This is a genomic window from Oerskovia sp. 140933 (genome assembly GCF_059651515.1).
This window is the reverse complement of the sequence record NZ_JAMXIO010000013.1, coordinates 62003-88423: the sequence shown is the minus strand read 5'-3', so window position 1 is coordinate 88423 and position 26421 is coordinate 62003. Positions and strand designations below refer to the sequence as shown.

Sequence of the window (26421 nt, the reverse complement as noted above, 5' to 3'; positions counted from 1 at the left end):
AGCACCGGCCGCCGGACGACCACCGACCGGCCACCGACGCGTCGTCAGCGCGCCGCCGCCGTGATCGTCTCCAGGAGCGACCCGATCACGACCAGGTAGATCAGGGCGAAGAACACCGTGTACAGGCCGCTGAACAGCAGGGCGTCACGGACCTTGCCGGGTTCGCGGAAGTACCCCGTGAGCTTGCGGAGGAACCCCACGGGGTGCACGAGGTCCCAGCTGTTGAACCGGATGTAGCGACCCAGGTAGATCCCGAACGACACGAGCACGAGGATCACGCCCACCACGAGCCAGGACGCCGGGCGCTCGAAGGGCCGCAGGTCGTCGGGGTAGCGCAGGACGGCGTAGAACATCTGGACGAGGAAGATGTTGACGACGGTGTTGAGCACCCCGGACATGGCGAGGGTCAGGACCGCGACGATGTCGTACCAGAGCGGCACGCCCTCGCCGTCCTTGCGGTGGCTGAAGTTGAGCTCGGTCACCAGGTAGCCGGCGTTGGGCAGCAGCAGGAGCCAGATCGCGAGGCCCGCGACCGCGAGGGCCGCGATCAGCCAGGCCGGCGCCCCGGCCGCGGCGAGCACGAGGTCCACGACGATCAGGACCGTCAGGACCAGGACGGGCAGCACCGACAGCCCGACGTTGAGCAGCATGGGGCGGTAGACCTCGGTGCGGTACAGGGGTGCGCGCAGCAGGATCAGCGTGAACGCGAAGACGTTGACGAGGATCACGCCGAGGAACAGCAGGGTCATGGTGGGGCCTTCGTGGTTCGGGGTGCGCGGGGTCGTGGCGTCCGGTCCGCGGGGTGCCGACGGGTCCGGAAGGACCACGCTAGGGCCCGACGGCGTCCGCGCCAGCCCGCGCGACACGCCACCCTCGCGGCTAGCGTGGGTCAGGCGGGAATCTCGAGCTCCACCGATTCGTCCGACGACGGGCGACCGACCCCCGGGAGTCACAGTGACGCATCCTGACGAAGCAGCCACGCCTCCGGTGTCCTCGGGAACCGCACGAGGCGCGACCCCCGGGCCCGCGAGCGCCCCGGCCGGCGGGTCCGCCACGCTGATGCTGGTCCTCGCGACGATCGGGTTCGCGGTGAACTTCTGGGCGTGGGCGCTCATCAGCCCGCTCGGTGGTGCGTACAGCGCGGCCCTCGGGCTGACGGCCGTGCAGCAGTCGGTGCTCGTCGCGGTCCCGGTGGTCGTGGGTTCGCTGGGGAGGATCCCGGTCGGGGCGCTCACGGACCGGTTCGGGGCCAGGATCATGTTCCCGCTGGTCAGCGCGGCGACGATCGTCCCGGTGCTGTTCATCGGGTTCGTCGCGGACAGCTATCCGCTGCTCATCCTGGGTGGGTTCTTCCTGGGGCTGGGCGGTACGGCGTTCGCGGTCGGGGTCCCGTTCGTCAACGCCTGGTACCCGCCTGCGCGGCGGGGGACGGCGCTCGGGATCTTCGGGATCGGGATGGGCGGTACGGCGATCTCGGCGTTCACGACCGTGCGGATCACGGACGCGTACGGACAGGAGGCGCCGTTCCTCCTCGTGGCGTGCGTCCTGGCGGTGTACGCGGTCGTGTCGTGGTTGCTCGTGCGCGACTCGCCGAACCGCAAGCCCGCCGCGCACGGGAACTTCCTGGCGCGCACGTGGGCCACGTTCAAGCTGCCCGCGACGCTGCAGCTCTCGTGGCTGTACGCGGTGGGCTTCGGCGGGTTCGTGGCGTTCAGCGTGTACCTGCCGACGTTCCTGGTCAACGCGTACGACCTCACGGCTGCCGATGCCGCGGCGCGCACGGCCGGGTTCGTCGTCCTCGCGGTCGCGTGCCGGCCGATCGGCGGGACGCTCTCCGACCGGTTCGGGGGGATCCCGGTGTCGGTCGCGTGCTTCGCGATCGTCACGGTCCTGGCGGCGGTGGTCGCGTTCCAGCCGGACCTCGTACCGCTCGGGACCATCGCGTTCCTGGGCCTCGCCGTGGGGCTCGGGGCGTCGTCGGGTGCGACGTTCGAGCTCGTGGCCAAGGTCGCGCCGCAGGACAAGGTCGGTGCCGTGACGGGGCTCGTGGGGGCTGCGGGCGGCCTGGGCGGGTTCATCCCGCCGCTCATCATGGGCGCGGTCTACCAGGCCAACGGCACGTACGGCCTGGGCTTCGCGGCCCTGTCGCTCACGGCGCTGCTGACGCTGCTGTTCACGCTGGGCCCGGTCCGGCGCGGGACGCGCGGCTGACCAGCGCCACGACCTTTGGTCGGCCCCCTGTATCTTGATGTCAAGATAGTTGACATCAAGAGGGAGCGTGTCATGGCCGACTGGAACCCCGAGAACTACCTGCGTTACGCCGACGAGAGGTCGCGCCCGTTCGCCGACCTCCTGGCCCGCGTGCCCGGGAGCCCGCGCACGATCATCGACCTCGGCTGCGGCCCCGGCCACCTGACCCGGCTCCTGCGCCACCGATGGCCCGGGGCCGAGGTGGTCGGCGTCGACTCCTCCCCCGCGATGATCGACCGCGCCCGGCGCGAGGACCCGGACGGCACCTACCAGCTCGCGGACCTCCGAGGGTTCGAGCCGCCCGCCCCCCTCGATCTCGTCCTCAGCAACGCGACCCTCCAGTGGGTCCCCGAGCACCGCACCCTCCTACCCCGACTGACCTCGATGGTCGCCCCCGGCGGGTCGTTCGCGTTCTCGGTCCCCGGCAACCACGACGCACCGAGCCACACGATCCTGCGCGAGGTGGCCGCCCGGGAGCCCTACCGCGACCTGACCACGTCCGTCGCCCGGCCCAGCGCCTTCGACCCCGAGCAGTACCTCGACGACCTGGCTCACCCCGGCTGGTCGGTCGACGCCTGGGAGACGACCTACCTCCATGTGCTCCAGGGCGAGGACCCGGTCTTCACGTGGATCGCGGCGACGGGCGCACGCCCCGTGCTCGACGCCCTGCCCGCCCCGCTCCGGGACGACTTCACCACCGACCTCCAGGAGGCGCTGCGAGCCGCCTACCCCGCCCGCCCCTACGGGACGCCGCTCGCGTTCCGCCGGGTGTTCGCGGTGGCGACGCGCGTCTGAGCGCAGACCCGTCGCACGCCCCCGTGGACCGAGCCCACGCCCCCGCGCCCTCCGGACGCCGCTAGACGGCCGGGCCGGTGCTCGCACGGACGACGAGCTCGGTGCCCAGGGTCGCGGTGGTTCCGCCAGCGGCAGGGTCGCGCAGCATCTCGACCATGAGACGGCCCTTCTCCCGGACGGGTTGTCGCACCGTCGTCAGCCCGGCGTCCCGTGCCTGCGGGATGTCGTCGAACCCCGTGACGGACACCTCTCGACCGATCGTCACGCCCCGGCTCCGCAGGGTGTCGATCACCCCGAGCGCGAGGACGTCGGACGTCGCGAGGATCGCGGTCGGCCTGCGTCCTGACGCCAGGATCGTCTCGGTCGCCCGGCTCCCCGAGTCGCGCGTGTTCTGCCCCGCCGAGACGCTGGTCAGCTCGCACCCAGGGCCCAGGGCCTCCCGGAAACCCGCGATGCGCAGGCGCGCGTACGGGAAGAGGTGGGGCGCGTCGTCGGGCACGATCCTCGGCTCGCCGTCGTCCAGGCTGTCGGCCACGACGGCCACGCGGTGATGCCCGAGCCCGGCCAGGTGCACGCCGACCTCCACGGCGGCAGCGTGGTCGTCGACCAGCACGCACCGGTCCCCGACGCCCGCCATGGTGCTCACGACCGGCACTCCCCGTGCTGCCAGCACGCGCAGGACCGGATGCGTGGGGTCGACGCCGTCCGCGATCGCGCCGTCGAGCACGGCCCGGCGCACGTTCTGGACCAGGTCGAGCTCCTCCTGCCGGGAGTACGCGCCCGACGCCGAGTGGGGACCGACGGGCATGAGGAGCACGTTCGTCGACGTCTTCGTGGCGACCTCCGCGATGCCCGTGAGGAGCTCGAGGAGATACGGGTCCGAGAAGGCGTACGTCAGGTCCTGGGCGAAGAGCACCCCGACCGACCCGGTGTGCCCGCTGCGGAGCGAGCTGGCGCTGGCGTCCGGACCGGGATACCCGAGCCGCGCTGCCACGTCCAGCACGTGCTCGCGCACCTGGGCCGACATCTGTTCAGGTCGGTTGTACGCGTTGGAGACCGTGGACGGCGAGACGCCGGCTGCCAGCGCCACGGACTTCAGGCTCGGCTTCTTGGCCATCGGCTAGAACCCCTCATCGGTACGCACGCGCCTGGAGGCCGTACATCGCGGCGTACGCGCCGTCGATCGCCACGAGTTCGTCATGGGTACCAGTCTCCACGACCTTGCCACCGTCGAGGACGACGATGAGGTCCGCGTCCCGGACCGTCGAGAAACGGTGCGAGACGTACACGGTGACAGCTCCCGTGAGCGAGGCCGTACGCCGCGCCGTCGCGGAGAACCGCTCGAACAGGGCGTGCTCCGCGGCCGCGTCCAACGCCGACGCGGGCTCGTCCAGCACGACCAGCAACGGGTCCGGCCGCAGGACCGTTCGCGCAAGCCCCAGGGACTGCCACTGCCCGCCGGAGAGCTGACGGCCGTCGTCGTACGAGGTGCCGAGAACCTGGTCGAGGCCCTGCGGCGATCGCTCGACCAGATGCCGCGCCCGCGCCTCGTCGAGCGCGCGCCCGAGCTCGGCATCGTCGTCCGTCGCGGGCAGGTGCCCGATCCCGACGTTCTCCCGGAGCGTCAGCTCGAGGCGCGCGAAGTCCTGGAAGAGCGTCGCGACCCTCGTGTGCCAGTCGTCGCGGGAGATCGTCGACAGGTCGACTCCGTCCACCTGGACCGACCCTGCGCTCGGCCGGTACAAGCCGCACAACAGCTTCACCAGGGTGGACTTCCCCGCCCCGTTCCCGCCCACGAGGGCAACGGTCCTCCCGGCGGGCAGATCGAGGTCCACGCCGTCCAGGACCGGCCGCGTCGAGCCCCCGTACGTGAAGGCCAGGTCCCGGACACGCAGGCCACGCGTGAGCCCGGCAGGTGCGGACGCGGCACCGCCCGCCGGTTGCTCGTGCGGCACGCTCGCGCGCAGCTCGTCGATCTGCTCGACCGTACGGCCTGCCCCCTGGAGCGCACCGAACAGCCCGAGAGCCCCGGCCACCTGCGAGCTGATCTGGATCGCGAGGGTCACCACGAGGACGACCTGCCCGATCGCCACGCCCCCGGCAGCGGCCCCGCGCACCACCACGAAGAGCGCGCCGCCGTAGGCGAGCGCGAACCACACCTGGCCGCACGCACGCAGCAGCGCGGAACGCCGGTGCGCGGACCACAGCGATGCCGTCGTCCGGTCCCACGCTCCTCCGTGCCGGTCGACCAGGAGGTCCTGCGCGGCGAACAACCGGACCTCCTTGGCCGTGGCAGCGCTGGTACCCATGCTCAGCAGGTGACGCGCCAGGCGGATGTCGTCGGCCGAGGCGTCGCGTGCACGGTCGAGGACCCGCTGCGCCCGGTCCGCGAACCACACCGGCGGCAGCGCGGCGGCGGGCAGGAGCAGGAGCCACGGGTCGACCATGCCCATGATCACCGTGGTGACGAGGATCTGGAGCATCGCCCCGCCGAGCTGGAGGCTCGCCTCCAGCGCGACCCGCACCCTCTGGAGCCCCTCCGTCACGGACGTCAGCAGGCGGACGCGGGCGGGGTTCTCCAGGTCCGCGAGACTCGTCGATCCGTGCGTGAGGCGGGTGACCTCGTCGGTGAGGTGGAGCTGTTGCATGTCGCTCAGCTCCACGACCGACAGGTGCCCGAAGTGGCCCATCAGCATCTCGGACACGAGCAGCAGCGCGAGCACGGCCGCGAGGAGGAGCGCGACCCTGGTGTCCGTCGAGATCACCGCGTCCGTGAGGGCGCCGAGCGCGACCCCGACGAGGGGTGACGACAGGTACCCGACCGTCATGAGGGCCGAGGCCACGACCAGGCGGCGCCTGTCCGTCGCCCAGGCGTGCGTGAGCATGAACCGGACCGCCGCGACGACCGCCCTCATGAGAACCCTCCTGCATCGATGACATCGGGAATGCCGACGACCGGGGCGTCGGCCGGCGGGTCGCCGTCCGCGCGGAAGCGGCGAGCCTGGAGGACGAAGAGCTCGGCGTACCGGCCCCCCACCGCCAGGAGCTCGTCGTGGTTCCCCTCCTCGACGACCCGCCCGTGCTCGACGACGACGATGTGGTCGGCCGGGCGCACGGTCGAGAAGCGGTGGGAGATGACGACCGACGTGATCGGCCGACCGTCCGCGACCGCGTCGACGGCCCCCGGGGCGAGGAACCTCTCGAAGAACTCGGCCTCCGCCGTGACGTCGAGCTGTGCGGTCGGCTCGTCGAGGACGAGGATCTGCGCGCCACGAGCGATCTGGAAGAGCGCGCGGGCGAGCGCGACGCGCTGCCACTGCCCGCCGGAAAGGTCACGCCCCTTCGCGTAGCCACCGGACAGGACGGTCGAGGGACCGTCGTCGAGGCCGTCCACGACGAGGTGAGCCCCGGCAGCCCGGAGCGCGGCATCGAGCGCGCCCTGGTCGTCCTGGCTCGTCGGGGCCAGGGTGACGTTGTCCGCCACCGAGAGCTCGAACCGGGCGTAGTCCTGGAAGATGAGGCTGAGGCAGCGTTGCCACCGGTCCGCGGGGAGAGTCCGGAGGTCGACACCACCGACGGTGATGCGACCGCGCGTCGGCGTGTACAGCCGGGCCAGAAGCTTGATCGTGGTCGTCTTGCCGGCGCCGTTCAGCCCCACGATCGCCGTCGACGTCCCCGGCTCGAGCGTGAGGTCGAGCCCCTGCAGAACCCACGGCGAGCTCGCGGAGTAGCGGAACCACACGTCCTCGAAACGGACGACGCCCGTCGGCGCGTGCGCGAGCGCCTCCGACGTGCCCGGCCCACCCGTGCCAGCAGGCTCGCCGGTGCCGGGCGCACCGGGGACGAGATGCGCCTCCAACCGGCGCAGCGACTCCAGCGACTGGAGCCCGTACTGGGTCTGGAGGTCGGACTCCGGGAAGTGCACGCCGAAGCGCATCGGCACCATCATCGCCTGCAGCGCGACGCCGAGCGCGAAGAGGTCCAGGTCCTGCGCGTCGAGCACGACGACGGCGAGCACGGCGCTCCCGCCGACCAGCCCGAGGAGGCCGTATCCGACGAAGGGCAGGAAGAACACCCGCCGGCGCCCGGCCCATTCCGGTCGGAGCTGCGCGAGGCTCTCGGTCCGCAACCGCTCGCGCAGCCACGGGAGCAGACCGAGGACCCTGACTTCCTTGGTGATGTCCGGTGTGATCGCGAGCTGCCGGACGTAGCCCGTGCGGCGACGCTGCGCCGTGAGCCCGTCCCAGATCGCCCCGAACCTGCTCATCCCGCCGCGCACCCCGGCCCGGAGCGCCAGGGCGGTCCCGAGGAGCAGCACCCCCGCGACGGGACTCACCACGACGGCGACCAGGATCGATGCACCGACGACCTGGGCGTACCGCCCGACGAGCGGGAGCATCGCGGCGGCGGCCTCGCCGGGACTGCGCGACTGCCGGTCGAACGCGGCCCGTGCGTCGGCGAGGATCCCCAGGACGTCCGGGTCCTCCAGCAGCGAGAGCGGGGCGTGCGACGTGGTGGCCCGCAGGACCCGGCCGACGCAGTGCCGGTCCACCCTGCGTCCGATCGTCTCGAGCAGGCCGGCCTGGAGGGGCGCGACGACCTGCTGGGCCACGAGCGCACCGATCGCCAGGGTCAGCACGAGCAGCAGCTGCTCCCACGCACCGGCGACGGCCTCCCGCCCGAACGAGTGCGGGACGAGGTACAGGACCCGCCCCAGGAGGACGATCGTGGCCAGGGGTAGCAACGACAGGGCCAGGCAGAGCACGGACGTCCCCGCCACGAGCCCCGCACCTGCGTGCCGCAGCAACGCCCATCCTCGCAGCCAGGGCCCCGCTCGCCGCGCCAGGGCCCCCCATGTCGCTGGGCGCGGGGCCGGGGCGCGCGGGGCCGGGGCGGGCGGCGCGCTGGGCTCCCTCGTCGTCGTGGGCATCAGTCGCCGACCCTGGCGGCTCGGAGGGTCTTCCCCCACCAGAGCAGCTGGTCGAGCATGGACTTGAGCGCGCTCTGGGGTCCGTCGGGATCCCTCAGGACCGGCCCGTCGAAGAGGTCCCAGACCCGTGCCAGGACCACCTGCTCGCGGATCGCCACGACCTGGAGCTCGCTGAAGACGGGGCGGAGCTGCTCGACCGAGCGAGCGCCGCCGCCGCTCCCGCCGTACGAGACGAAGCCCAGGGGCTTGACGTGCCACTCCTCGAGGAGCGTGTCGATCGCGATCTTGAGGTAGCCGGGGTACCCGTGGTTGTACTCCGGGGTCACGAGCACGAAGGCGTCGGCCGCAGCGACCCGCTCCCGCAGACGCTCGGTGTCGCCGGTGCCGTCGAGTCCTGGCGGGAGGTCGAGGTCGGTGAGATCCAGGACGGACACGTCGAACCCGGCGTGCTCGTCGAGGCGGGCTCTCGCCCAGTCGGCGACGACGCCGCCGAACCGGTCCGGCCGGACGCTGGCGACGATCACCTCGAGGCGGAGACGGTCGGACGTGGGATGCATGGTGGCCCCTTCGGCACGGTACGGGCCGCGCGGAGGTCGCGACGGCGCCACTGGAACAGGTCGGGAGACGCTACTAGAACGTTCTAGTAGATCGTTCTAGTGGATGATGTCAGAGCACTCGGACACCGTCAAGGGACGCCAGCGGCCCCGGCCCGAGGCGAACCCGTCCGAGCGTGCGGTCGCGGGCCGTCCTCCGCCCGCACCTCGGACGGTCCGCGTCCGTCCGGCCCGGCCACCCGGCCATCGGCCCGGACCGCGGCCTACGGTGTCCCCATGGACCCCCACCCCACGGACCAGGTGTCAGAAGTGCACCCGGAACCGGCCCGGCCACGTACTGACGACCGTGCCGCACCGCCCGGCGGCCCCTCGTCGGACCGGTGGACGGTCGAGGAGTACCGCCACCACGTCCTCGACCTGGTCTCGCCGCTCCGCGTCGAGCACGTCGACCTCGCCGCGCTCGCGACCGTCTCCCCCGCGCGCCGCATCCTCGCTGACGACGTCCGGTCCCTCCTGGACGTCCCGCGCTTCGACGCCTCGGCCATGGACGGCTACGCGTCCCACGGCGCAGACCTCGCGACCGCGAGCGCCGCGTCCCCCGTCACGCTGCGCGTCGTCGGCGACATCGCGGCGGCGCCGCTCGCCGAGCACCTGGCCGGCTCGTCGCCCGGCGCGGCCGCACCTGCCGCACCGTCGATCGCACCGTCGATCGCACCGTCGAACGGACCGGGCGTCGCCCCCGGCGAGGCCGTCCGCATCATGACGGGCGCCCCCGTGCCGGGCGGGTGCGACGTCGTCGTGCCCGTGGAGCGGACCTCGACGCGGCGCTTCGTGCCCGGCGCCCCCCTCGATGCGCGGATCGAGGTGTACGAGCCGTCGCGCCCCAACATCCGGCGCCGCGCCGAGGACGTCGCGGTGGGCGACCTCGTCGCCGCGGCGGGCGCCCCGACGACCGCACGCCTCGTCTCGGCCGCGGCCTCCGCGGGGCACGCGACCCTCCCGGTGCACCGGGTACCGCGCGTCGCGGTGCTGTCGACGGGCAGCGAGCTGGTCCCGGTCGGGACCGCGCCCGGCCCGGGCCAGATCCCCGACTCCAACTCGCTCCTGCTCGCGGCGTGCGTGCGGGACGCGGGTGGCACCCCGGTGCGGGTGGGCGCGGTCCCGGACACGGCCGGCGCGCTGCGTGCGGTGCTCGACGACACCGCCCCCCACGTGGACCTGATCGTCACCTCGGGCGGGGTCAGCGCGGGCGCGTTCGACGTCGTCAAGGAGGTCCTGACCGGCCCGCAGGGCCCGGGGGGCGACGGCCCGTCCGACGTCCGGCTGGTCGCGGTCGGCATGCAGCCCGGCAAGCCGCAGGCCGCCGCGCGCTGGCGCGGTACCCCGATGCTGGGCGTGCCGGGCAACCCCGTGAGCGCGTACGTGTCCTTCCGGGCGTTCGTGCGCCCGGCGGTCCGGCGCCTCGCGGGCCACCCCCAGGCGGTCGAGCCCCTCGTGGAGCGTGTCGCGGCCGAGGGCTGGCGCTCCCCCGCGGGACGCCAGCAGTTCCTCCCGGTGCGCTTCGTGGGGGCCGACGGCGTCGCCCCCGTCGGTCCCGGCGCGCACCACGTGTCCGCGCTGACCCGGGCGGACGCGATCGCGGTCGTCCCACCCGAGGTCGAGGCGGTTGGGACGGGCGACACGGTGCGTGTCATGGTGATCGCATGAGCGAGTTCACCCACCTCGACGAGCGCGGCCACGCCCGCATGGTCGACGTCACCCTCAAGCAGCCGACCGTCCGTTCCGCGACCGCGACGGGCGTGGTCCGCTGCGGCCCGCTCGTCGTCGCGGCCCTGCGGTCCGGGGAGGTCCCCAAGGGCGACGTGCTCGCGGTCGCGCGCATCGCGGGCATCCAGGGGGCCAAGAAGACGGCCGAGCTGCTGCCGCTCGCGCACATCATCGGGGTGCACGGCGCGTCCGTGGACCTCGATGTCCAGGACCACGGCGTCGAGATCAGCGCGACCGTGCGCACCGCGGACCGCACGGGGGTCGAGATGGAGGCGCTCACGGCGGTCGCGGTCGCCGGCCTCGCGGTCGTGGACATGGTCAAGGGGCTCGACAAGTCGGTCGAGCTGAGCGACGTCCGCCTGCAGTCCAAGACGGGCGGCAAGTCGGGCGAGTGGGTGCGCCCGGTGTGAGCGGGCTCGTGTTCGACGCGGTCGTGCTCGCCGGCGGGCGCGCGCAGCGGCTCGGGACGTCCAAGCCGCAGCTCGTGGTCGCGGGCGCACGCCTGCTCGACCACGTGCTCACCGCGACGCGCGACGCCCGGGCGACGGTCGTCGTCGGGCCCGACGACCTCGCGTCCGAGGCGTACGTCCTCACGCGCGAGGACCCGCCGTTCGGCGGTCCGGTCGCGGGGACCGCGGCGGGCCTCGCCGCCCTGCCCGACGGCGCAGCCCCCTGGGTCCTGCTCCTCGCCTGCGACGTCCCCCGGGCCGCGGAGGCCGTGCCGCTGCTCGTCGCCGCCGCCTCCGGCACCGCGGTCGGCCCGACGGGCGAGGCCGACGGCGTGCACCTCGCGCACGACCGACGGGACCAGTGGCTCGTCGGGCTGTACCGCCGCGACGCCCTCGACGCGGCGCTCGACCGGCTCTCCGCCGACCCCGCGGACGGCGGCCTGCACGGCGCCCCCGTGCGCCGCCTCGTCTCAGGGTTGCGACTCACCCGCGTCGCGGACGTGGACGGCCTGAGCACCGACGTGGACACGTGGCAGGATGCGGAGCAGTACGCGCACGGTCGCGCACGGCTCGGCACCGGGTCCCTGGACCCGCACGGATCATCGGGAGGCACGGCATGAGCAACCTCGAGCGCTGGGTGGACGCCCTCGTCGACGAGTTCGACCTGGACCGTGAGGCGGTCGACATCGGATCGATCCTCGACCTCGCGCGGGACGCGGCGCACCGCGTCGAACGGCCCGCCGCACCCCTGACCACGTTCATCGCAGGCTACGTCGCCGGGCTGTCCGCCGGAGAGGGCGCCGACCACCCGGGCCTCGACGCCATGGAGCGGGCCACCGAGCTCGCGCTCGCGTGGGACGTCGAGCCGACGCTCGACGAGGTCGTCAGCGAGGACGCCCCGGGCCCGGACGCGACCGGCGCGACGGGGCTCGCGACCCCCGAGAGGGCGTGACGTGCCGCAGGTCCGCTACTTCGCCGGTGCCGCCGAGGCCGCCGGCCTCGAGGCCGAGTCCCTCCCGGGGGCCTCGGTCGGGGAGCTCTTCGCGGCCATGACCGCACGCCACCCCGCGCTCGCCGACGTGCTGCCGCGCTGCTCGGTGCTCGTGGGCGGCGTGCGGACCGCGGACCACGGGGTAGCGCTCGCGGACGACCAGCAGGTCGACGTGCTGCCCCCCTTCGCGGGCGGCTGACGGCCCCCGCTCTCCGGGGCCCCGCGAGGGCTCAGTGGTCCCCGCCCGCGAGCTGCGAGAACACGTGCGGCAGCAGCGGCTCGAGCACGGCCCAGCCGTCCCGCACCCCACCGGGCGAACCCGGCAGGTTGACCACGAACGCCCGCTGCCCCCGTGCTGCCGGGGCCGTCCCCACGACGCCCCGGGAGAGCACTGCGCTCGGCACCACGGTCGCGCCCCGTCGCCGGATCGCCTCCGCGACGCCCGGCAGCTCCTGGTCCACGACCTCGGCAGTGCCCTCGGGCGTGAGGTCGCGCGGGCCGATGCCCGTACCGCCCGTCGTGAGGACGAGCCGTGCCCCGTCCCCCAGCGCGGAGGTGAGGGCGTCGCGGACGGAGTCGACGCCGTCGGGCACCAGACGCGCCGTGATGCGCTCGAACCCGGCGGTCTCCAGGAAGGAGACCAGGAGCGGGCCCGACCGGTCGGTCGACTCGCCGCGCGAGCCGCGGTCGGAGACCGTGACGACCGTGACCGGGAGCTGGGCGAGGGGGAAGCCCGCGTGGGGGCCGTCGAACGAGGTCATGGGAGCACCGTAGACAATCGCGGCGCACCGGGCGACGTGGCCTCCTCGCCAGGCAGAACCTCCCGGGACGTGGGCATACTGCGAGACAGAAGAACGATCACGCACGGTCCTGCTCGCCCCAGGAGGTCGCATGTCGCAGTCCACCGTCCCAGGCCCGGGCACCGACGCCCGCGCCGAGGGCGCCCCACGCCCTGAGTCCCCCGGCGGCGGGGGTGAGGACGCCCTCCTGCGGCTCGGCAAGCACCTGCGACGCGGGGAGGTCTCGCCGGACCTGCGCCAGCTCTTCCTGCAGGGGGGCCGCGACGGGGACGTCTTCTACCGGGACCGGTGGTCGCACGACAAGGTGGTGCGCTCGACGCACGGCGTGAACTGCACGGGGTCGTGCTCGTGGAAGGTGTACGTCAAGGACGGCATCATCACGTGGGAGACGCAGCAGACGGACTACCCGTCGGTCGGCCCGGACTCCCCCGAGTACGAGCCGCGAGGCTGTCCGCGCGGGGCGGCGTTCAGCTGGTACACGTACTCCCCGACGCGGGTCCGCTACCCGTACGTGCGGGGAGTGCTGCTGCGGGCGTACCGCGACGCGAAGGCACGCACGGGCGACCCGGTGCTGGCGTGGGCCGAGGTCACGGGCGACCCGGAGACGGCGCGCGCGTACAAGCAGGCGCGGGGCAAGGGCGGCCTGGTGCGGGCGTCGTGGGAGGAGGCCGCGGAGATCGTCGCGGCGGCCCACGTGCACACGATCAAGACGTACGGCCCGGACCGCATCGCGGGGTTCTCGCCCATCCCGGCCATGTCGATGGTCTCGCACGGGGTCGGGGCCCGGTTCATCTCGATGCTGGGCGGCGCGATGCTGTCGTTCTACGACTGGTACGCGGACCTCCCGGTCGCGTCCCCGCAGGTGTTCGGCGACCAGACCGACGTGCCCGAGTCCGCGGACTGGTGGAACTCCTCGTACTGCATCATGTGGGGCTCGAACATCCCCGTGACCCGCACGCCCGACGCGCACTTCATGGCCGAGGCGCGCTACCGCGGCCAGAAGGTGATCGTGGTCTCGCCCGACTACGCGGACAACACCAAGTTCGCCGACGAGTGGCTCGCGGTGCACCCCGGCACGGACGGGGCGCTCGCGCTCGCGATGGGGCACGTGATCCTCCGGGAGTTTCACGTGGAACGTCGCACCGCGCCCTTCGTGGACTACCTGAGGAAGTACACGGACTCGCCGTTCCTCGTGACGCTCACGCCGAGCCCGGCGTCGGCTCTGCCGGGGACCGACGCCGGGGCGCACCTCACGGGGGACGTCACCTACGTCCCGGGCAAGTTCCTCACCGCGGCGGACCTCGCCGACGACGTCCTGCCGGGGGCTGCGGGCGCCGCGAACGCGGCCTTCAAGCCCGTCCTGCTCGACGCCGACGGCTCCCCCGTGATCCCGAACGGCACCCTGGGCCACCGGTTCGGCGAGGCCGACGAGGGGAAGTGGAACCTCGACCTGGAGGGCGTGGTGCCGCTGCTGTCGACCGCGGACGGGCCGGCGGGCGCGGGGCCCGACCCGTTGACGGGGGCTGCGCCGTCGGGCCGGGGCGCCGGGGTCGAGACCGCGCGCGTGGACCTGCCGCGCTTCGACCTCTCGCCCGACCCCGAGCAGGGCGAGACGGGCCGGCACACCGGTGGCGCGGGCTCGGTCACGCGCGGCGTGCCCGTCCGGCGTGTCGGCGGGCACCTGGTCACGACGGTGTTCGACCTGCTGCTCGCACGCTACGGCGTCAACCGTGAGGACCTGGACCTGCCCGGCGACTGGCCCACGGGCTACGACGACGCCGACTCCCCCGGGACCCCCGCGTGGCAGGAGCAGTTCACGGGCGTCCCCGCGGCCGCGGCGGCGCGGATCGGGCGCGAGTTCGCGGACAACGCCGAGAAGTCCGGCGGACGCTCGATGATCATCATGGGCGCGGGGGCCAACCACTGGTTCCACGCCGACACGATCTACCGGGCCATGCTGGCGCTGACGACCATGACGGGCTGCCAGGGCGTCAACGGCGGCGGGTGGGCGCACTACGTCGGGCAGGAGAAGTGCCGCCCGATCACGGGATGGGCCCAGTACGCGGGCGGCCTGGACTGGTCGCGGCCCCCGCGGCAGATGATCGGCACGGCGTTCTGGTATGTCGCCACGGACCAGTGGCGCTACGACGGGCTCCCGGCCGACGCGCTCGCGACCCCGTTGGGCTCGGGCATGTTCGCGGGTCGGACCACGGCCGACTGCCTGGTCGAGTCCGCGCAGCGCGGCTGGATGCCCAGCTACCCGACGTTCGACCGCAACCCGCTCGACCTCGTGGACCAGGCCGAGGCGGCCGGGGTCGCCCCCGCGGACTACGTGGTCGACGAGCTGCGCAGCGGCGCCCTGCGGTTCGCGGTCGAGGCCCCCGACGCCCCCGAGAACTTCCCGCGCTGCGTCACGGTGTGGCGGGCCAACATCCTGGGGTCCTCCGGCAAGGGCAACGAGTACTTCCTCAAGCACCTGCTGGGGACGGACGCCGCGGTGCTCGCGGACGAGTCGGCCCCCGCGCGCAGGCCGCGCTCGATCGAGTGGCCCGAGGAGGCCCCGCGCGGCAAGCTCGACCTGCTCACGACGCTCGACTTCCGCATGACGAGCACCACGCTGTTCTCGGACGTCGTGCTGCCCGCGGCCACCTGGTACGAGAAGCACGACCTGTCCTCGACGGACATGCACCCGTTCGTGCACTCGTTCAACCCCGCGATCAGCCCGCCCTGGCAGACCCGCACGGACTTCGACATCTTCCACACGATCGCGCGCAGGATCAGCGAGTACTCGGTCGAGCACCTGGGCGTGCGCAAGGACCTCGTGGCCGCGCCCCTGCTGCACGACACCCCCGACGCGATGTCGGTGCCGCACGGCACGATCGTCGACTCGGGAGCCGGGTCCGCGTCGCGGCCCCTGGTCCCGGGCGTGACCATGCCCAAGCTGGTCGTGGTCGAGCGCGACTACCCGGCGTTCGCCGACCGCATGGCCTCGCTCGGCCCCCTCACCGAGAAGCTCGGCATGGTCACCAAGGGCGTGCAGTTCTCGCCGGGCGAGGAGGTGCGGGTCCTGGGGCAGAAGAACGGGCTCGTGCCGTCCGGCCCCGCGGCGGGCCGCCCGCGGCTCGACAAGGACACGCACGCGTGCGAGATGATCCTCGCGCTGTCCGGCACCACGAACGGTCGCCTCGCGGTCCAGGGCTTCGAGCACGTCGAGAAGCGCACGGGGGTCGAGCTCGCGGACCTCGCGCGCGACGAGCAGGGCAAGCGCGTCACGTTCCCCGACGTCCAGTCCCGCCCGACGACGGTCATCACCTCTCCCGAGTGGTCCGGCTCGGAGCACGGGGGCCGCCGCTACACGGCCTTCGCGATCAACGTCGAGCGGCTCAAGCCGTGGCACACCCTCACGGGGCGCCAGCACTTCTTCCTGGACCACGACTGGATGGCCGAGCTCGGCGAGCAGATGCCGGTCTTCCGGCCGCCGCTCGACATGCACCGGCTCTTCCCCGACTCCCCGCCGCTGGGCGACCGCTCCCCGAGCGGCTACCCCGGCTCGCAGGGCCAGGCCGAGGTCGCGGTGCGCTACCTGACCCCGCACTCCAAGTGGTCCATCCACTCCGAGTACCAGGACAACCTGTTCATGCTGTCGCTGTCGCGCGGCGGCCCGAACGTGTGGATGTCCCCGCGCGACGCCGACAAGATCGGGGTGCGCGACAACGAGTGGATCGAGGCGTACAACCGCAACGGCGTCGTCGTGGCCCGGGCCGTGGTCTCGCACCGCATGCCCGAGGGCACGGTCTACATGCACCACGCGACCGACCGCACGATCGACGTCCCGCTCGCCGAGACGTCCGGGCTGCGCGGCGGCATCCACAACTCGTTGACCCGGGTGCTGCTCAAACCGAGCCACCTCGTCGGGGGCTACGCGCAGCTCGCCTTCGCGTTCAACTACCTGGGCCCCACGGGCAACCAGCGCGACGAGGTCACCACGATCCGTCGTCGTTCGCAGGAGGTGACGTACTGATGCGCGTGATGGCTCAGATGTCGATGGTCATGAACCTCGACAAGTGCATCGGGTGCCACACGTGCTCGGTGACGTGCAAGCAGGCGTGGACGAACCGTACGGGCGTCGAGTACGTGTGGTTCAACAACGTCGAGACACGGCCCGGGCTCGGGTACCCGCGCACCTACCAGGACCAGGAGAAGTGGCAGGGCGGCTGGGTCCGCACCAAGCGGGGCAAGCTCAAGCTGCGCGCGGGCGGGCGGGCCAAGAAGCTCGCGACGATCTTCTCCAACCCCAAGCTCCCCTCGATCCACGAGTACTACGAGCCGTGGACGTACGAGTACGACATGCTGCTCTCGGCCCCGCAGGGCCCGCACACCCCGGTCGCCAAGCCCAAGTCCTTGCTCACGGGCGAGGACATGAAGATCGAGTGGTCGGCCAACTGGGACGACGACCTGGGCGGGTCCAAGGAGACCATGCAGGACGACCCGATCCTGCAGCACATGAGCGAGCACGTGGCCTCGGAGTTCGAGCAGACGTTCATGTTCTACCTGCCGCGCATCTGCGAGCACTGCCTCAACCCGGCGTGCGTCGCGTCGTGCCCGTCGGGGGCCATGTACAAGCGGGCCGAGGACGGGATCGTCCTGGTGGACCAGGACCAGTGCCGCGGCTGGCGCATGTGCGTCACGGGCTGCCCGTACAAGAAGGTCTACTTCAACCACAAGACCGGCAAGGCCGAGAAGTGCACGCTGTGCTACCCGCGGCTCGAGGTCGGCCTGCCCACGGTCTGCTCCGAGACGTGCGTGGGCCGCCTGCGCTACCTGGGCCTGGTCCTGTACGACGCCGACCGCGTGACCGAGGCGGCCGCCGTGGAGGACGAGCACGAGCTCCTCGAGTCGCAGCGCTCGGTGTTCCTCGACCCGCACGACCCCGCGGTCATCGAGGGCGCCCGCGCCGAGGGCATCCCCGAGGACTGGATCACGGCCGCACAGGCGTCGCCCATCTGGGCGCTCATCCAGAAGTACCGTGTGGCCCTGCCCCTGCACCCCGAGTACCGCACCATGCCCATGGTCTGGTACATCCCGCCGCTGTCCCCCGTGGTCGACGTGGTCGGCTCGTCGGGCAACGACGGCGAGGACCCGCGGACCCTGTTCGCGGCGATCTCCAAGCTCCGCATCCCGCTCGAGTACCTCGCGGGGCTGTTCACCGCCGGGGACACCGTCCCGGTCGAGCGCACCCTGCGCCGCCTGGCCGCGATGCGCACCTACATGCGGGACATCAACCTGGGCGACGAGCCCAACGAGGCCGTCGCGCGCGCGGTCGGCATGACGGGCACCGAGATCCAGGAGATGTACCGGCTGCTCGCGATCGCCAAGTACGAGGACCGCTACGTCATCCCGACCGCGCACCAGGAGATCGCGCGCGAGCTCGAGGAGATCAGCTGCTCGCTCGACTTCGACGGCGGCCCCGGGATGGGCGGCATGGGCGGCGCGGGGCCGTTCGGCTCGTCGAGCGGGACGCCCACCCCGGTCGCGGTCGAGAACTTCCACGTGCTCCAGGCCCGCCAGACGGCCGACTCGCCCAACGGGCCGTCGACGTCCGGGCGCGTCAACCTCCTCAACTGGGACGGCAACGGGCGGCCCGCGGGCCTGTTCCCGCCGGGCTCACCGGACGACCCCGCCGGAGGTCCCTCCGACGACGACGCCCCGGCGGTGGGCTGATGGGCCTGTTCCGCACGTCCTCGACGACGACGTTCCTGCCCCGCCCGACGGCGCGCTCGCCCCGCCTGGAGCCCCTCGCCCCGGTCCGGGCCACGCCCGCGCAACGACGCACCACGCACATGGCCGCCTCGCTCCTGCTCGACTACCCCGACGCCGCGACGCTCGCCGCGGCGCGCGAGGTGCGCGGCGTCGTCGGGCAGCTTCCCGACGCCGTGCAGACGCGGCTCGAGGCGTTCCTCGACGACCTCGAGGCCGGTGAGCCCGCCGCGCTCGAGGCGCGCTACGTCGCGACGTTCGACCTCAAGCGCAAGTGCTCGATGTACCTGTCGTACTACGCCGCCGGCGACACCCGGAAGCGCGGCATGGCGCTCGTGCGGTTCGTGCAGGCCTACCGGGCCGCCGGCTGGGAGGTCGACGGCGAGGAGCTGCCCGACTACCTGCCCATGGCCCTCGAGTTCTCCGCGCGCGCGACCACGCGCGACGAGGAACGGATCGCCGCAGGCTTGCTCGGCTCGCACCGCCAGGGCATCGAGGTCCTGCGCTCGGCGCTCGCCGCCATGGCCAGCCCGTACGTGCTCGTGGTCGAGGCCGTGTGCCTGACCCTGCCCCCGCTCGACGCCGAGACCGAGCGCCGCTACCTCGAGCTCGTGACGTCCGGTCCGCCGACCGAGATGGTCGGGCTCACCGCGATGGGCCCGCTCGAACCGTTCGCGCCCGCCGGGGCGCCGCCTGAGGAGGTGCGCCGATGACCGGAGCGAGCACGGGAGACATCCTGCTGTGGGTCGTCTTCCCCTACGTGACGTTCGCCGTGTTCGTCGTCGGGTCCGTGTGGCGGTACCGCTACGACAAGTTCGGCTGGACCACCCGGTCGAGCGAGCTCTACGAGAAGAACCTGCTCCGGTTCGGGTCGCCCCTGTTCCACTTCGGGCTGCTGTTCGTCATCCTCGGGCACGTCCTGGGGCTCGTGATCCCCGAGACCTGGACGCAGGCCGTGGGCATCGACGAGAACGCGTACCACTTCGTCGCGACGTACATGGGCTCGCTCGCTGCCGTCGCGCTCGTCGCCGGGCTGCTCATCCTCATCTACCGGCGGCGCAAGACCGGTCCCGTGTTCCTCGCGACGACGCGCATGGACAAGGTCATGTACGTGTTCCTCGCCGCGTCGATCCTGCTGGGGGCGTGGGCCACGGTCGACACCCAGCTCCTCGCCGAGAACCACGGCTACAACTACCGCGAGACCATCTCGCCCTGGTTCCGTTCCCTCTGGTACTTCCAGCCGCAGCCGGCACTCATGGAAGGCGTGCCCGCCGCGTTCCAGCTGCACATCGTCGCGGCCAACCTGCTGTTCATCCTGTGGCCCTTCACGCGGCTCGTGCACGCGTTCTCGGCGCCCGTGCCGTACATCTTCCGGCCCTACATCGTGTACCGGTCACGCGACGCGTCCGTCGCGTCCCGCGAGCCGCGGCCGGGGTGGGACCCGTCGGAGAGGCCGGGGTCGAAGCGGTAGGGGGCTGCGGCGTCGGCCCTGCGTGGCCGAGGACACCTGGGCCGGACGTGACGAGCCCCGACTCATTCTCAGGAACTATCAGGCCGTCTAAGGAAACTCCTTATAGACCGTGAGACACTCTGAGACATGGACGCTTCCAGCAATCCCTACACTCCAGGTGCGGGTCGTACTCCGCCTGCCTTGGTGGGGAGGACTTCCGAGCTCGATGCCGCAGACCTTCTGATGCGTCGCACGCAGAACGGTCTCACAGGCCGCAGTCTGATGCTCTATGGGCTTCGGGGCGTCGGAAAGACAGTGCTGCTCAACGAGATGCGACGCCGGGCCGAAGGCCATGGTTGGCTCACCGCGATGATCGAGGCCAAGCAGGATCGTCAGGGAGCAGAGCAGTCGCGCGCCCGACTCGCGCGCGAGCTCACCGCAGGCGCTCGTAGCGTCCGCACATGGCGCGCCAGGGCCACCGACAAGGTCAAGGAAGCCCTGAGCACGATCGAGTCCTTCTCCATCAAGGCAGGCGTCGGGCCGGTCAGCGGTGACCTCACCATCAGGGCTTTCGGACGTGCTGACTCCGGGAACATCGAGATGGATCTTGAGGACCTGGTGGCTGACGTCGTCCCGGCCCTCCGCGAGGCGAACATCGGGATGGCCCTCTTTGTCGATGAGATTCAGGACCTCGACTCCGCGACGCTCACTGCCCTCCTGGCAGCCCAGCACCGGGCTGCTCAGAACGACTGGCCGTTCTACGTCTTCGGGGCGGGCCTTCCGGTCGTACCCGCAGTCCTGGCCGAGGCGCGCTCGTATGCTGAGAGGCAGTTCGACTACCGCAACATCGACCGCTTGAGCCCGGCAGAGGCACAAGAGGCTCTGTCCGGACCTGCAGCGGCAGCCAATGTCGCATTCCTACCGGAGGCGCTCACGCGGCTGCTCGAATCGGCTCGCGGCTACCCCTACTTCCTCCAGGTCTACGGAGATCAGGTCTGGCAGTGCGCGGCCGAATCCCCCATCCAGCTGATCGATGCCGAGGTCGCGATCACCTTGGGCACCGGCGAGCTCGACCGAAGCCTCTTCGCCTCACGGTGGGAGCGTGCCACGCCGAAGCAGAAGCAGCTCATGGCCGCCATGGCCGAAGACCCGGGCCCCAGCGCACTGCCCGACCTGGTATCCCGGATGGGCAAGAAGAAGCCCGCCGACCTGAGCGTCTTCCGTGACGAGCTCATCAAGAAGGGGCTGATCTACTCACCTGACCGAGGCATCCTCGACTTCACCGTCCCCCTCATGGCTGACTTCATCCGGCGCCACGCGGACGAGGTCTGACTTCCCCAGCACCCGTCCGAGCCGTCTGCCACGCCTCGGCGACATGGCTAGGCCGGCCGTCTGCGCGGCTTGAGCCGCACGTCCGGCAGCACCGGTGCGGGCAGCGGGCCGCCGTCGTACCCCACGACCTCCCCGAACCGACGGCCCGACGCCCCCGGGGCGTAGCGCGTGCCGCCGTCCCCGGGCACGGGGACCGGCGCCGCGGCCGCCTCGTCCTCCCGGGCAGCCGCGCTGACCTCGACCTGCGCCATCCAGTCCGCGCGGGCGGCCGCGACGTCGTCGTGCGAGCGCCCCACGAAGTTCCACCACATGACGATCTCCTCGGCGAACGGCTCGCCGCCGATCAGCACGGCCCGCACGGGCGAGGCCCCCGCCGACACCGTCAGCACCGAGCGCCCGGGCTCGACGTAGCCGAGCGACGCGACCGGCACGGGCACGCCCTCGAACGACGCGTCACCCGTGTCGACCAGCAGCGCGTGCTCGAACCCCGGGTCCACCGCGAGCTCGACCGACGCGCCCGCAGGCAGGTCCACCTGCGCCCCGACCAGGGGCGTGAACACGGTGGCTGCGGACCGCAGCGCGGCGCCCCCCACGCTCAGCGACCCCACGAGCACCTGGACCCGCTCGCCTCCCGGCCCGGACCACACCGGCAGGTCACCGTGGTGCTCGAAGAACGGCTCGTCGCCGAGCCGGTCCCCCGGCAGCGCGACCCAGAGCTGCACGCCGTGCAGCAGGGGCGGCCGCACGCCCGCGGGCGACTCCTCCGAGTGCGAGATGCCCCGTCCGGCCGTCATGAGGTTCAGCTCGCCCGGCCGCACCGTCTGCAGCGACCCGACCGAGTCGCGGTGCAGGATCTCGCCCTCGAACAGCCAGCTCACCGTCTGCAGGCCCGTGTGCGGGTGCGGGGGCACCTGCATGCCGTCGGAGGTCGAGACGTCGTCGGGACCGTAGTGGTCCAGGAAGCACCAGGCCCCCACGAGCGAGCGGGCGCGCTGCGGGAGCGTGCGGCGCACGTCCATGGCGCGGGTCCCGCCGAGCGGGACCTGGCGGTGGTCGAGGATCTCGACGGGGGTGCGGTCACCGGGGACGCCGTCCACGCCCGACGGCGTCGCGTGGCTCCCTGCGGCGCACACCTCTTCGCGGGGCCGGGTCTCGAGGTTGCTCATGGGACGAGCCTAGGCTCGCCCGCGGCCGGAGGCCCGCCACCGAGGGGTCCGCAGACTCGGCGAGGCTCCCGGCGGGGGCCGGGAGCCTCGCTGATGACCGTGTGCCCTGGGTGGCCGGACCGGGAACGGTCCGACCGGGCGCCGCGTCGACGTCGCGGCTCGGCGCCTCCCCCACGACGAGCTGGTGCTCGCCCTGTTCTCCTGGAAGGCGCCTCTCACGATCGGCTCTCCGGTTCCGGTCGAGACCTGCGTCGTCACCCGCAGCCCGGGGTGTTGCCACCCGCGGGACGTCTCACCGTTCTCCGGTCGGCCTGGGGCTCTCAAGGTGTGGTTCCAGCGTCCTTGCCGGTCCGTCCTCCCGTGCGGGAGGGCGTCGTTGGGGGCTGCTGCCGCCGTTCCCGTCGAAGCCGATAGTGACGTTTCTAGTCCTGCACGGGCCACCCCGGCAAGAGGTCGACGGACCCTTTTTCTCGGGGCGCGTTCACCACAGGTTCATCCACAACGGGAACGCCGCACTGCCGCGCTTACCCACAGGCTTGTGCACAGAATCTGTGGATAACTCTGTGGGTCGTTCACACCCAGAACCTCGCCGAGCTCTCCGCTGCGATGCGTTCCTCGACCTCCGCAGCCGACACCTCGAAGCTCCCGTCGTCCACCAGGACCCCCTGGACCCGCCCCTGGAGCACGGCCGCGAGCCGCGCCAGCAGAGCCCGCGCACGGGTCCGGGCGATGAGGTGCAGCCCCGACGGCTCCTCGACCTCCAGCTCGTACGGATCGGTCGGGAGCCACCGGAGCCGGTAGGCGAACGGACCGTACTCGCGCCAGTCGAGCGCGGCGAGCGCCGCGGGCACCTCGCGCACCTTCTGCACCACGACCTGGACCGCGCCGTCGTACGGCGTCTGGCCGACCAGCACGAAGTCGACCAGGTGGTCCGCACGCTCCTCGACCTCGGTCACCTGCGCACCCGGGACGAAGGTCCGCAGCACCCCCAGGGCCGCCTCCGGCACGAGCGCGTGCGCGCTGTACAACGTCAGGTCCACCCCCTGCGCCGGGTCGGGCGTCAGCACGCTGACCCCGTCGGCCACCACGCTGCCACCGACCTTGCGCGCGGCGGCGACCGCCCACCGCACCGCCCGGAGCTCCAGGTCGTCGGGCAGGCCCGCCGCGAAGACCCGACCGAGCCCGTCCCGGTCCTCGAGAGGCCCCGTGGCGGGCCCCCGCGACCGGTGCCCGACCCGTACTGCCCACACCTCGGCGACCGCGGACGCCAGGCCCAGGCCTGCCGCACCGGGCGGCTGGACCCCGAACGGCCCGACGACCTCGACGCCCTCCGTGAGCCGGAGCACCCCGGGGCGACGGACGTCGTCGGGCACCACGCCGCGGAACCGGGCCCCCGCCATGGGGCGCTCGGCCGGACCGCTCGTCGGCTCGCTCACCCAGCCCGACTCCGGGAACCAGGCCCGCGCGAGCGCCTCGATCCCCGGCCGCACCACGCCCCGTGAGCGCGGCAGCGCGAGCAGGTGGTCGCTGCTGTACATGTCGGGGACCCACCCCGTCGCAGGAAGCGTCATGACGTGACGCTAGACGCCGCGAGGACCGCCCAGGATGCCGGGAGGTTACGGGCGTGGGTCGGCTGCGGGCGTCAGGAGGTGGGGGCGCCGACGTCGTGCAGGTGGTGGACGACGTCGTGCAGGAAGTACCGGCCGAGCGTGCGCACCGTGAAGACCGAACCGTTGGACCGGCGCCCGGGGCGCTCCCAGTCGTCGGGCCCGACGGCGTCGAACCGGCCCGCGACCCGGTCGCCCGCGATCGCGACCTCCCGTGCGAGGACCTGCGGGTCCTGGTGCTCGTAGTCGCCCGCGAGCGCCGCCGCGTCCTGGTCCCAGTTCGCGAACAGCGGGTCGTCGCCCTCGACCATCGACGCCAGCCGCACGTCGAAGATGCCGAACACGTCGCGCACGTGCGCCGCGTACTCGAGCGGGGACCACGTGTGCTCGTCAGGACGCACCGCGACGTCCGGACGCGCGAGGACCTCCTGCCAGCGCGGGATCGTCGCGCGCACGGCCGGCCCCACCTGGTCCGGGTCGACCGTGCCCGACACGAAGCCGCACTCGGGGCAGGGACGGTCCAGGACCCAGGTCCAGTCCTTGGTGTCGGGCGTGATGCCGGACGAACCGGCCGGGACCTGCGGGGGTGTCGTCATGCACCGGATGCTAGGACCCCGCGGCGCACCGCGAAAGCCCCCGACCGGTTCGTGGACCTCACTCCTCCGGGCCGGGCTGCGGGATCTCGTCGAGGAGGAGGACGTCGAGGGGCTCGAGCATCCACTCCTCGAACGGCACGTCCTGGAACAGGTCGAACAGCGCGTCCTCGCCCGTGGTGAACGCCTCGGCCGACTCCCAGATCGTGGTGAGGACGAGCCGCTCGCCGTCGCCCTCCGTCCACGCGACGGCCTGGATGATCCCCTCGACCGAGCGTGCCGTCAGGACGGCCTGCTGGAGGTACGCGAGCGTCGCCCCGCGGTGCTCGGGGCGTGGACGGTGCACGACGACCTGCGTGAACATCGGTCCTCCCCAGGGCTCAGTTCAGCCTCCACCCTACGAGTCGGTGCCGACCCCTGGGAAGAGGACGACAGGGTGATGTCTCAGGTCGCCCTGGCGCCGTCGCCCATCTGGTCGAGCGAACGCCCCTTGGTCTCCGGGAGGAACCGGAGCACGAAGAACACCGCGAAGGCCGAGATCGCGGCGAACGTCCCGTACGTCGCAGGCAGCCCCCAGGCCTCGCTGACCACCGGGAAGGACCGCGTCACCGCGTAGTTCACGAACCACTGGACGGCCGTGGCGACCGCGAGCGCCGTCGCCCGCATCACCGGCGGGAACATCTCACCGAGCAGCACCCACCCGAGCGGCCCCCACGTGAGGCCGAACGACACCACCATGAGGTTGACCGCGACGAGGGCGGTCATGGCCCAGGCCAGCGGGAAGACCAGCTCGCCCGAGGCCGACGTCGTCGCGTGGCCGAACGCGAACGCCGTCACCGCGAGGGACACCGCCATGCCCACCGAGCCTGCCGCGAGCATGGGACGGCGCCCGAACCGGTCCGCGAGCCCGATCGCGACGACCGTGACCGCGATGTTGACCGCGGCCGTCACCAGGGACATGGTCAGTGCCTCGGACTCGGTGAACCCCACCGACTCCCACAGCGACGTCGAGTAGACGAACACCGCGTTGATGCCGCTGAGCTGGATGAGCGCCGCGACGCCCAAGCCGATCCACACGATGGGCCGCAGCCCCAGGGCGCTGCCCCGCAGGTCCCGGAGCGAGCTCCTCGTGTGCGTCCCGACCGACGTGCGGATGCGGTCGACCTCCTGGTCGACCTCGTGGTCCCCGAGCCCCGAGAACCCCTGCAGGACGCGCTGCGCCTCGACCTCCCGCCCCTGGGCCACGAGGAAGCGCGGGGACTCGGGCAGTCGCAGCGTCGCGAGGCCGTAGAGGGCCGCGGGAACCAGCTCGGCCAGGAACATCCAGCGCCACGCGGGGATGCCCGCCCACAGGTCGTTCGCCGCCCCTCCGGCCGCGCGTGACATCGCGAGGCCCACGGCGAGGGCCACGAAGATCCCGATCGTGATGAAGAGCTGCTGCAGCCCGCCCAGTCGCCCGCGCGAGCGCGGCGGCGCGATCTCGGCGATGTACGCGGGCGCCATGACCGACGCGGCGCCGATCCCGACGCCCGCGAGGAACCGCACGGGCAGCAGCACCACGACCGACGGCGCGAACGCGGCAGCCACCGCGCACACCCCGAACAGCGACGCCGAGAGCAGCATGACGCGCACCCGCCCCAGGCGCTCCGAGACCGACCCCGCGAACCAGGCCCCCACCGCGCACCCCAGGAGGGACAGCGACGCCACCACGCCCCGCAGGCTCGCGCCCAGCTCGAAGTGCTCGCTGAGCGCGCCGACCGCCGAGTTCACGACCGAGGTGTCGAACCCGAACAGCAGCCCGCCGAGGGCCGCCGCGAGGCACGCGAGGAGGACACGGCCGGGGACGCGGGGGCGCTCCTCGGGACCAGGTTCAGGACTCATGCGTACGACACTGCCACGCGCGCGTGCCCGGCGGACGACGGGTGGGGGGTGATCCGCGCCCCGGCCCGCGCGTGTCAAGGCCGGTGCGCACCCGAGGCC

At 72.6% G+C, this 26421-nt stretch carries 23 protein-coding genes; 12 read left to right on the top strand and 11 right to left on the bottom strand.

Annotated features, from left to right (window positions below; translation table 11 throughout):
- Positions 1 to 44: 44 nt before the first annotated feature.
- A complete protein-coding gene (locus NHG27_RS09190; RefSeq protein ID WP_193720782.1) occupies positions 45 to 749 on the bottom strand; it encodes a DUF1361 domain-containing protein in 705 nt (234 codons plus the stop codon).
- 238 nt (positions 750 to 987) lie between these two features.
- Between NHG27_RS09190 and NHG27_RS09185 the strand changes: the two genes are divergently transcribed.
- On the top strand, positions 988 to 2211 hold the full coding sequence (locus NHG27_RS09185) for an MFS transporter (protein ID WP_497016041.1): 1224 nt from the start codon (positions 988 to 990) through the stop codon (positions 2209 to 2211).
- A gap of 72 nt (positions 2212 to 2283) precedes the next feature.
- Positions 2284 to 3045: a methyltransferase domain-containing protein gene (locus NHG27_RS09180; RefSeq protein WP_497016038.1), complete on the top strand. Its 762-nt coding sequence runs from the start codon at positions 2284 to 2286 to the stop codon at positions 3043 to 3045.
- Positions 3046 to 3106: 61 nt separating this feature from the next.
- Here the strand turns inward: NHG27_RS09180 and NHG27_RS09175 are convergent, their stop codons facing one another.
- The 4 genes from NHG27_RS09175 to NHG27_RS09160 form a co-directional block, all read right to left on the bottom strand.
- The gene (locus NHG27_RS09175) at positions 3107 to 4162 is read right to left on the bottom strand and encodes a LacI family DNA-binding transcriptional regulator (RefSeq protein WP_497016036.1); all 1056 of its coding nucleotides are present in this window, start codon (positions 4160 to 4162) and stop codon (positions 3107 to 3109) included.
- Positions 4163 to 4175: 13 nt separating this feature from the next.
- Positions 4176 to 5960: an ABC transporter ATP-binding protein gene (locus NHG27_RS09170; RefSeq protein WP_497016035.1), complete on the bottom strand. Its 1785-nt coding sequence runs from the start codon at positions 5958 to 5960 to the stop codon at positions 4176 to 4178.
- On the bottom strand, positions 5957 to 7852 hold the full coding sequence (locus NHG27_RS09165) for an ATP-binding cassette domain-containing protein (protein ID WP_227748719.1): 1896 nt from the start codon (positions 7850 to 7852) through the stop codon (positions 5957 to 5959). Before NHG27_RS09165 ends, NHG27_RS09170 begins: the two co-directional genes overlap by 4 nt.
- 122 nt (positions 7853 to 7974) lie before the next feature.
- On the bottom strand, positions 7975 to 8532 hold the full coding sequence (locus NHG27_RS09160; RefSeq protein WP_193720787.1) for an NADPH-dependent FMN reductase: 558 nt from the start codon (positions 8530 to 8532) through the stop codon (positions 7975 to 7977).
- A gap of 273 nt (positions 8533 to 8805) precedes the next feature.
- Between NHG27_RS09160 and NHG27_RS09155 the strand changes: the two genes are divergently transcribed.
- Genes NHG27_RS09155 through NHG27_RS09135 form a run of 5 tightly spaced genes read left to right on the top strand, consistent with a single transcriptional unit; the run spans position 8806 to position 11935 of the window.
- The gene (locus NHG27_RS09155; protein WP_497016033.1) at positions 8806 to 10236 is read left to right on the top strand and encodes a molybdopterin molybdotransferase MoeA; all 1431 of its coding nucleotides are present in this window, start codon (positions 8806 to 8808) and stop codon (positions 10234 to 10236) included.
- Positions 10233 to 10706 carry a cyclic pyranopterin monophosphate synthase MoaC gene (moaC, locus tag NHG27_RS09150; RefSeq protein ID WP_193720789.1) on the top strand — a complete coding sequence of 158 codons (474 nt, stop codon included), beginning with the start codon at positions 10233 to 10235 and terminating at the stop codon, positions 10704 to 10706. Before NHG27_RS09155 ends, moaC begins: the two co-directional genes overlap by 4 nt.
- Positions 10703 to 11365 carry a molybdenum cofactor guanylyltransferase gene (gene mobA, locus NHG27_RS09145; protein WP_497016030.1) on the top strand — a complete coding sequence of 221 codons (663 nt, stop codon included), beginning with the start codon at positions 10703 to 10705 and terminating at the stop codon, positions 11363 to 11365. The genes moaC and mobA overlap by 4 nt, the downstream gene beginning before the upstream one ends.
- A complete protein-coding gene (locus NHG27_RS09140) occupies positions 11362 to 11697 on the top strand; it encodes a DUF6457 domain-containing protein (protein ID WP_497016027.1) in 336 nt (111 codons plus the stop codon). Before mobA ends, NHG27_RS09140 begins: the two co-directional genes overlap by 4 nt.
- Position 11698: 1 nt before the next feature.
- Positions 11699 to 11935, top strand: a complete 237-nt coding sequence (locus NHG27_RS09135) for a MoaD/ThiS family protein (RefSeq protein WP_193720791.1) — start codon at positions 11699 to 11701, stop codon at positions 11933 to 11935.
- 31 nt (positions 11936 to 11966) lie between these two features.
- Here NHG27_RS09135 and NHG27_RS09130 read toward each other — a convergent pair whose 3' ends face one another.
- Entirely contained in the window at positions 11967 to 12497 is a 531-nt protein-coding gene (locus tag NHG27_RS09130) for a MogA/MoaB family molybdenum cofactor biosynthesis protein (RefSeq protein ID WP_193720792.1), read from the bottom strand.
- A gap of 130 nt (positions 12498 to 12627) precedes the next feature.
- Between NHG27_RS09130 and NHG27_RS09125 the strand changes: the two genes are divergently transcribed.
- The 5 genes from NHG27_RS09125 to NHG27_RS09105 all read left to right on the top strand — a co-directional run bounded on the left by NHG27_RS09125 (position 12628) and on the right by NHG27_RS09105 (position 21075).
- A complete protein-coding gene (locus tag NHG27_RS09125; protein WP_497016023.1) occupies positions 12628 to 16557 on the top strand; it encodes a nitrate reductase subunit alpha in 3930 nt (1309 codons plus the stop codon).
- A complete protein-coding gene (gene narH / locus NHG27_RS09120) occupies positions 16557 to 18257 on the top strand; it encodes a nitrate reductase subunit beta (RefSeq protein WP_193720794.1) in 1701 nt (566 codons plus the stop codon). The genes NHG27_RS09125 and narH overlap by 1 nt, the downstream gene beginning before the upstream one ends.
- Positions 18257 to 19006 carry a nitrate reductase molybdenum cofactor assembly chaperone gene (gene narJ / locus NHG27_RS09115; protein WP_497016021.1) on the top strand — a complete coding sequence of 250 codons (750 nt, stop codon included), beginning with the start codon at positions 18257 to 18259 and terminating at the stop codon, positions 19004 to 19006. The genes narH and narJ overlap by 1 nt, the downstream gene beginning before the upstream one ends.
- Positions 19003 to 19764: a respiratory nitrate reductase subunit gamma gene (gene narI / locus NHG27_RS09110; RefSeq protein ID WP_193720796.1), complete on the top strand. Its 762-nt coding sequence runs from the start codon at positions 19003 to 19005 to the stop codon at positions 19762 to 19764. Before narJ ends, narI begins: the two co-directional genes overlap by 4 nt.
- Positions 19765 to 19890: 126 nt before the next feature.
- Complete coding sequence (locus NHG27_RS09105; protein WP_193720797.1) at positions 19891 to 21075, top strand: ATP-binding protein; 1185 nt, start codon at positions 19891 to 19893, stop codon at positions 21073 to 21075.
- Between the two features lie 47 nt (positions 21076 to 21122).
- On the opposite strand, the gene NHG27_RS09100 is transcribed toward NHG27_RS09105, so the two are convergent.
- The 5 genes from NHG27_RS09100 to NHG27_RS09080 all read right to left on the bottom strand — a co-directional run bounded on the left by NHG27_RS09100 (position 21123) and on the right by NHG27_RS09080 (position 26322).
- Positions 21123 to 22241 carry a pirin family protein gene (locus NHG27_RS09100; protein ID WP_497016018.1) on the bottom strand — a complete coding sequence of 373 codons (1119 nt, stop codon included), beginning with the start codon at positions 22239 to 22241 and terminating at the stop codon, positions 21123 to 21125.
- 572 nt (positions 22242 to 22813) lie between these two features.
- Positions 22814 to 23812, bottom strand: coding sequence for a hypothetical protein (locus NHG27_RS09095; protein ID WP_497016016.1), 999 nt, complete (start codon positions 23810 to 23812; stop codon positions 22814 to 22816).
- A 71-nt stretch (positions 23813 to 23883) separates the two neighbouring features.
- Positions 23884 to 24444, bottom strand: coding sequence for a DinB family protein (locus NHG27_RS09090; RefSeq protein ID WP_193720800.1), 561 nt, complete (start codon positions 24442 to 24444; stop codon positions 23884 to 23886).
- A gap of 58 nt (positions 24445 to 24502) precedes the next feature.
- Entirely contained in the window at positions 24503 to 24805 is a 303-nt protein-coding gene (locus NHG27_RS09085) for an antibiotic biosynthesis monooxygenase (protein ID WP_497016014.1), read from the bottom strand.
- 80 nt (positions 24806 to 24885) lie between these two features.
- Positions 24886 to 26322, bottom strand: a complete 1437-nt coding sequence (locus tag NHG27_RS09080) for a sugar porter family MFS transporter (RefSeq protein ID WP_497016012.1) — start codon at positions 26320 to 26322, stop codon at positions 24886 to 24888.
- Between the last annotated feature and the right edge of the window lie 99 nt (positions 26323 to 26421).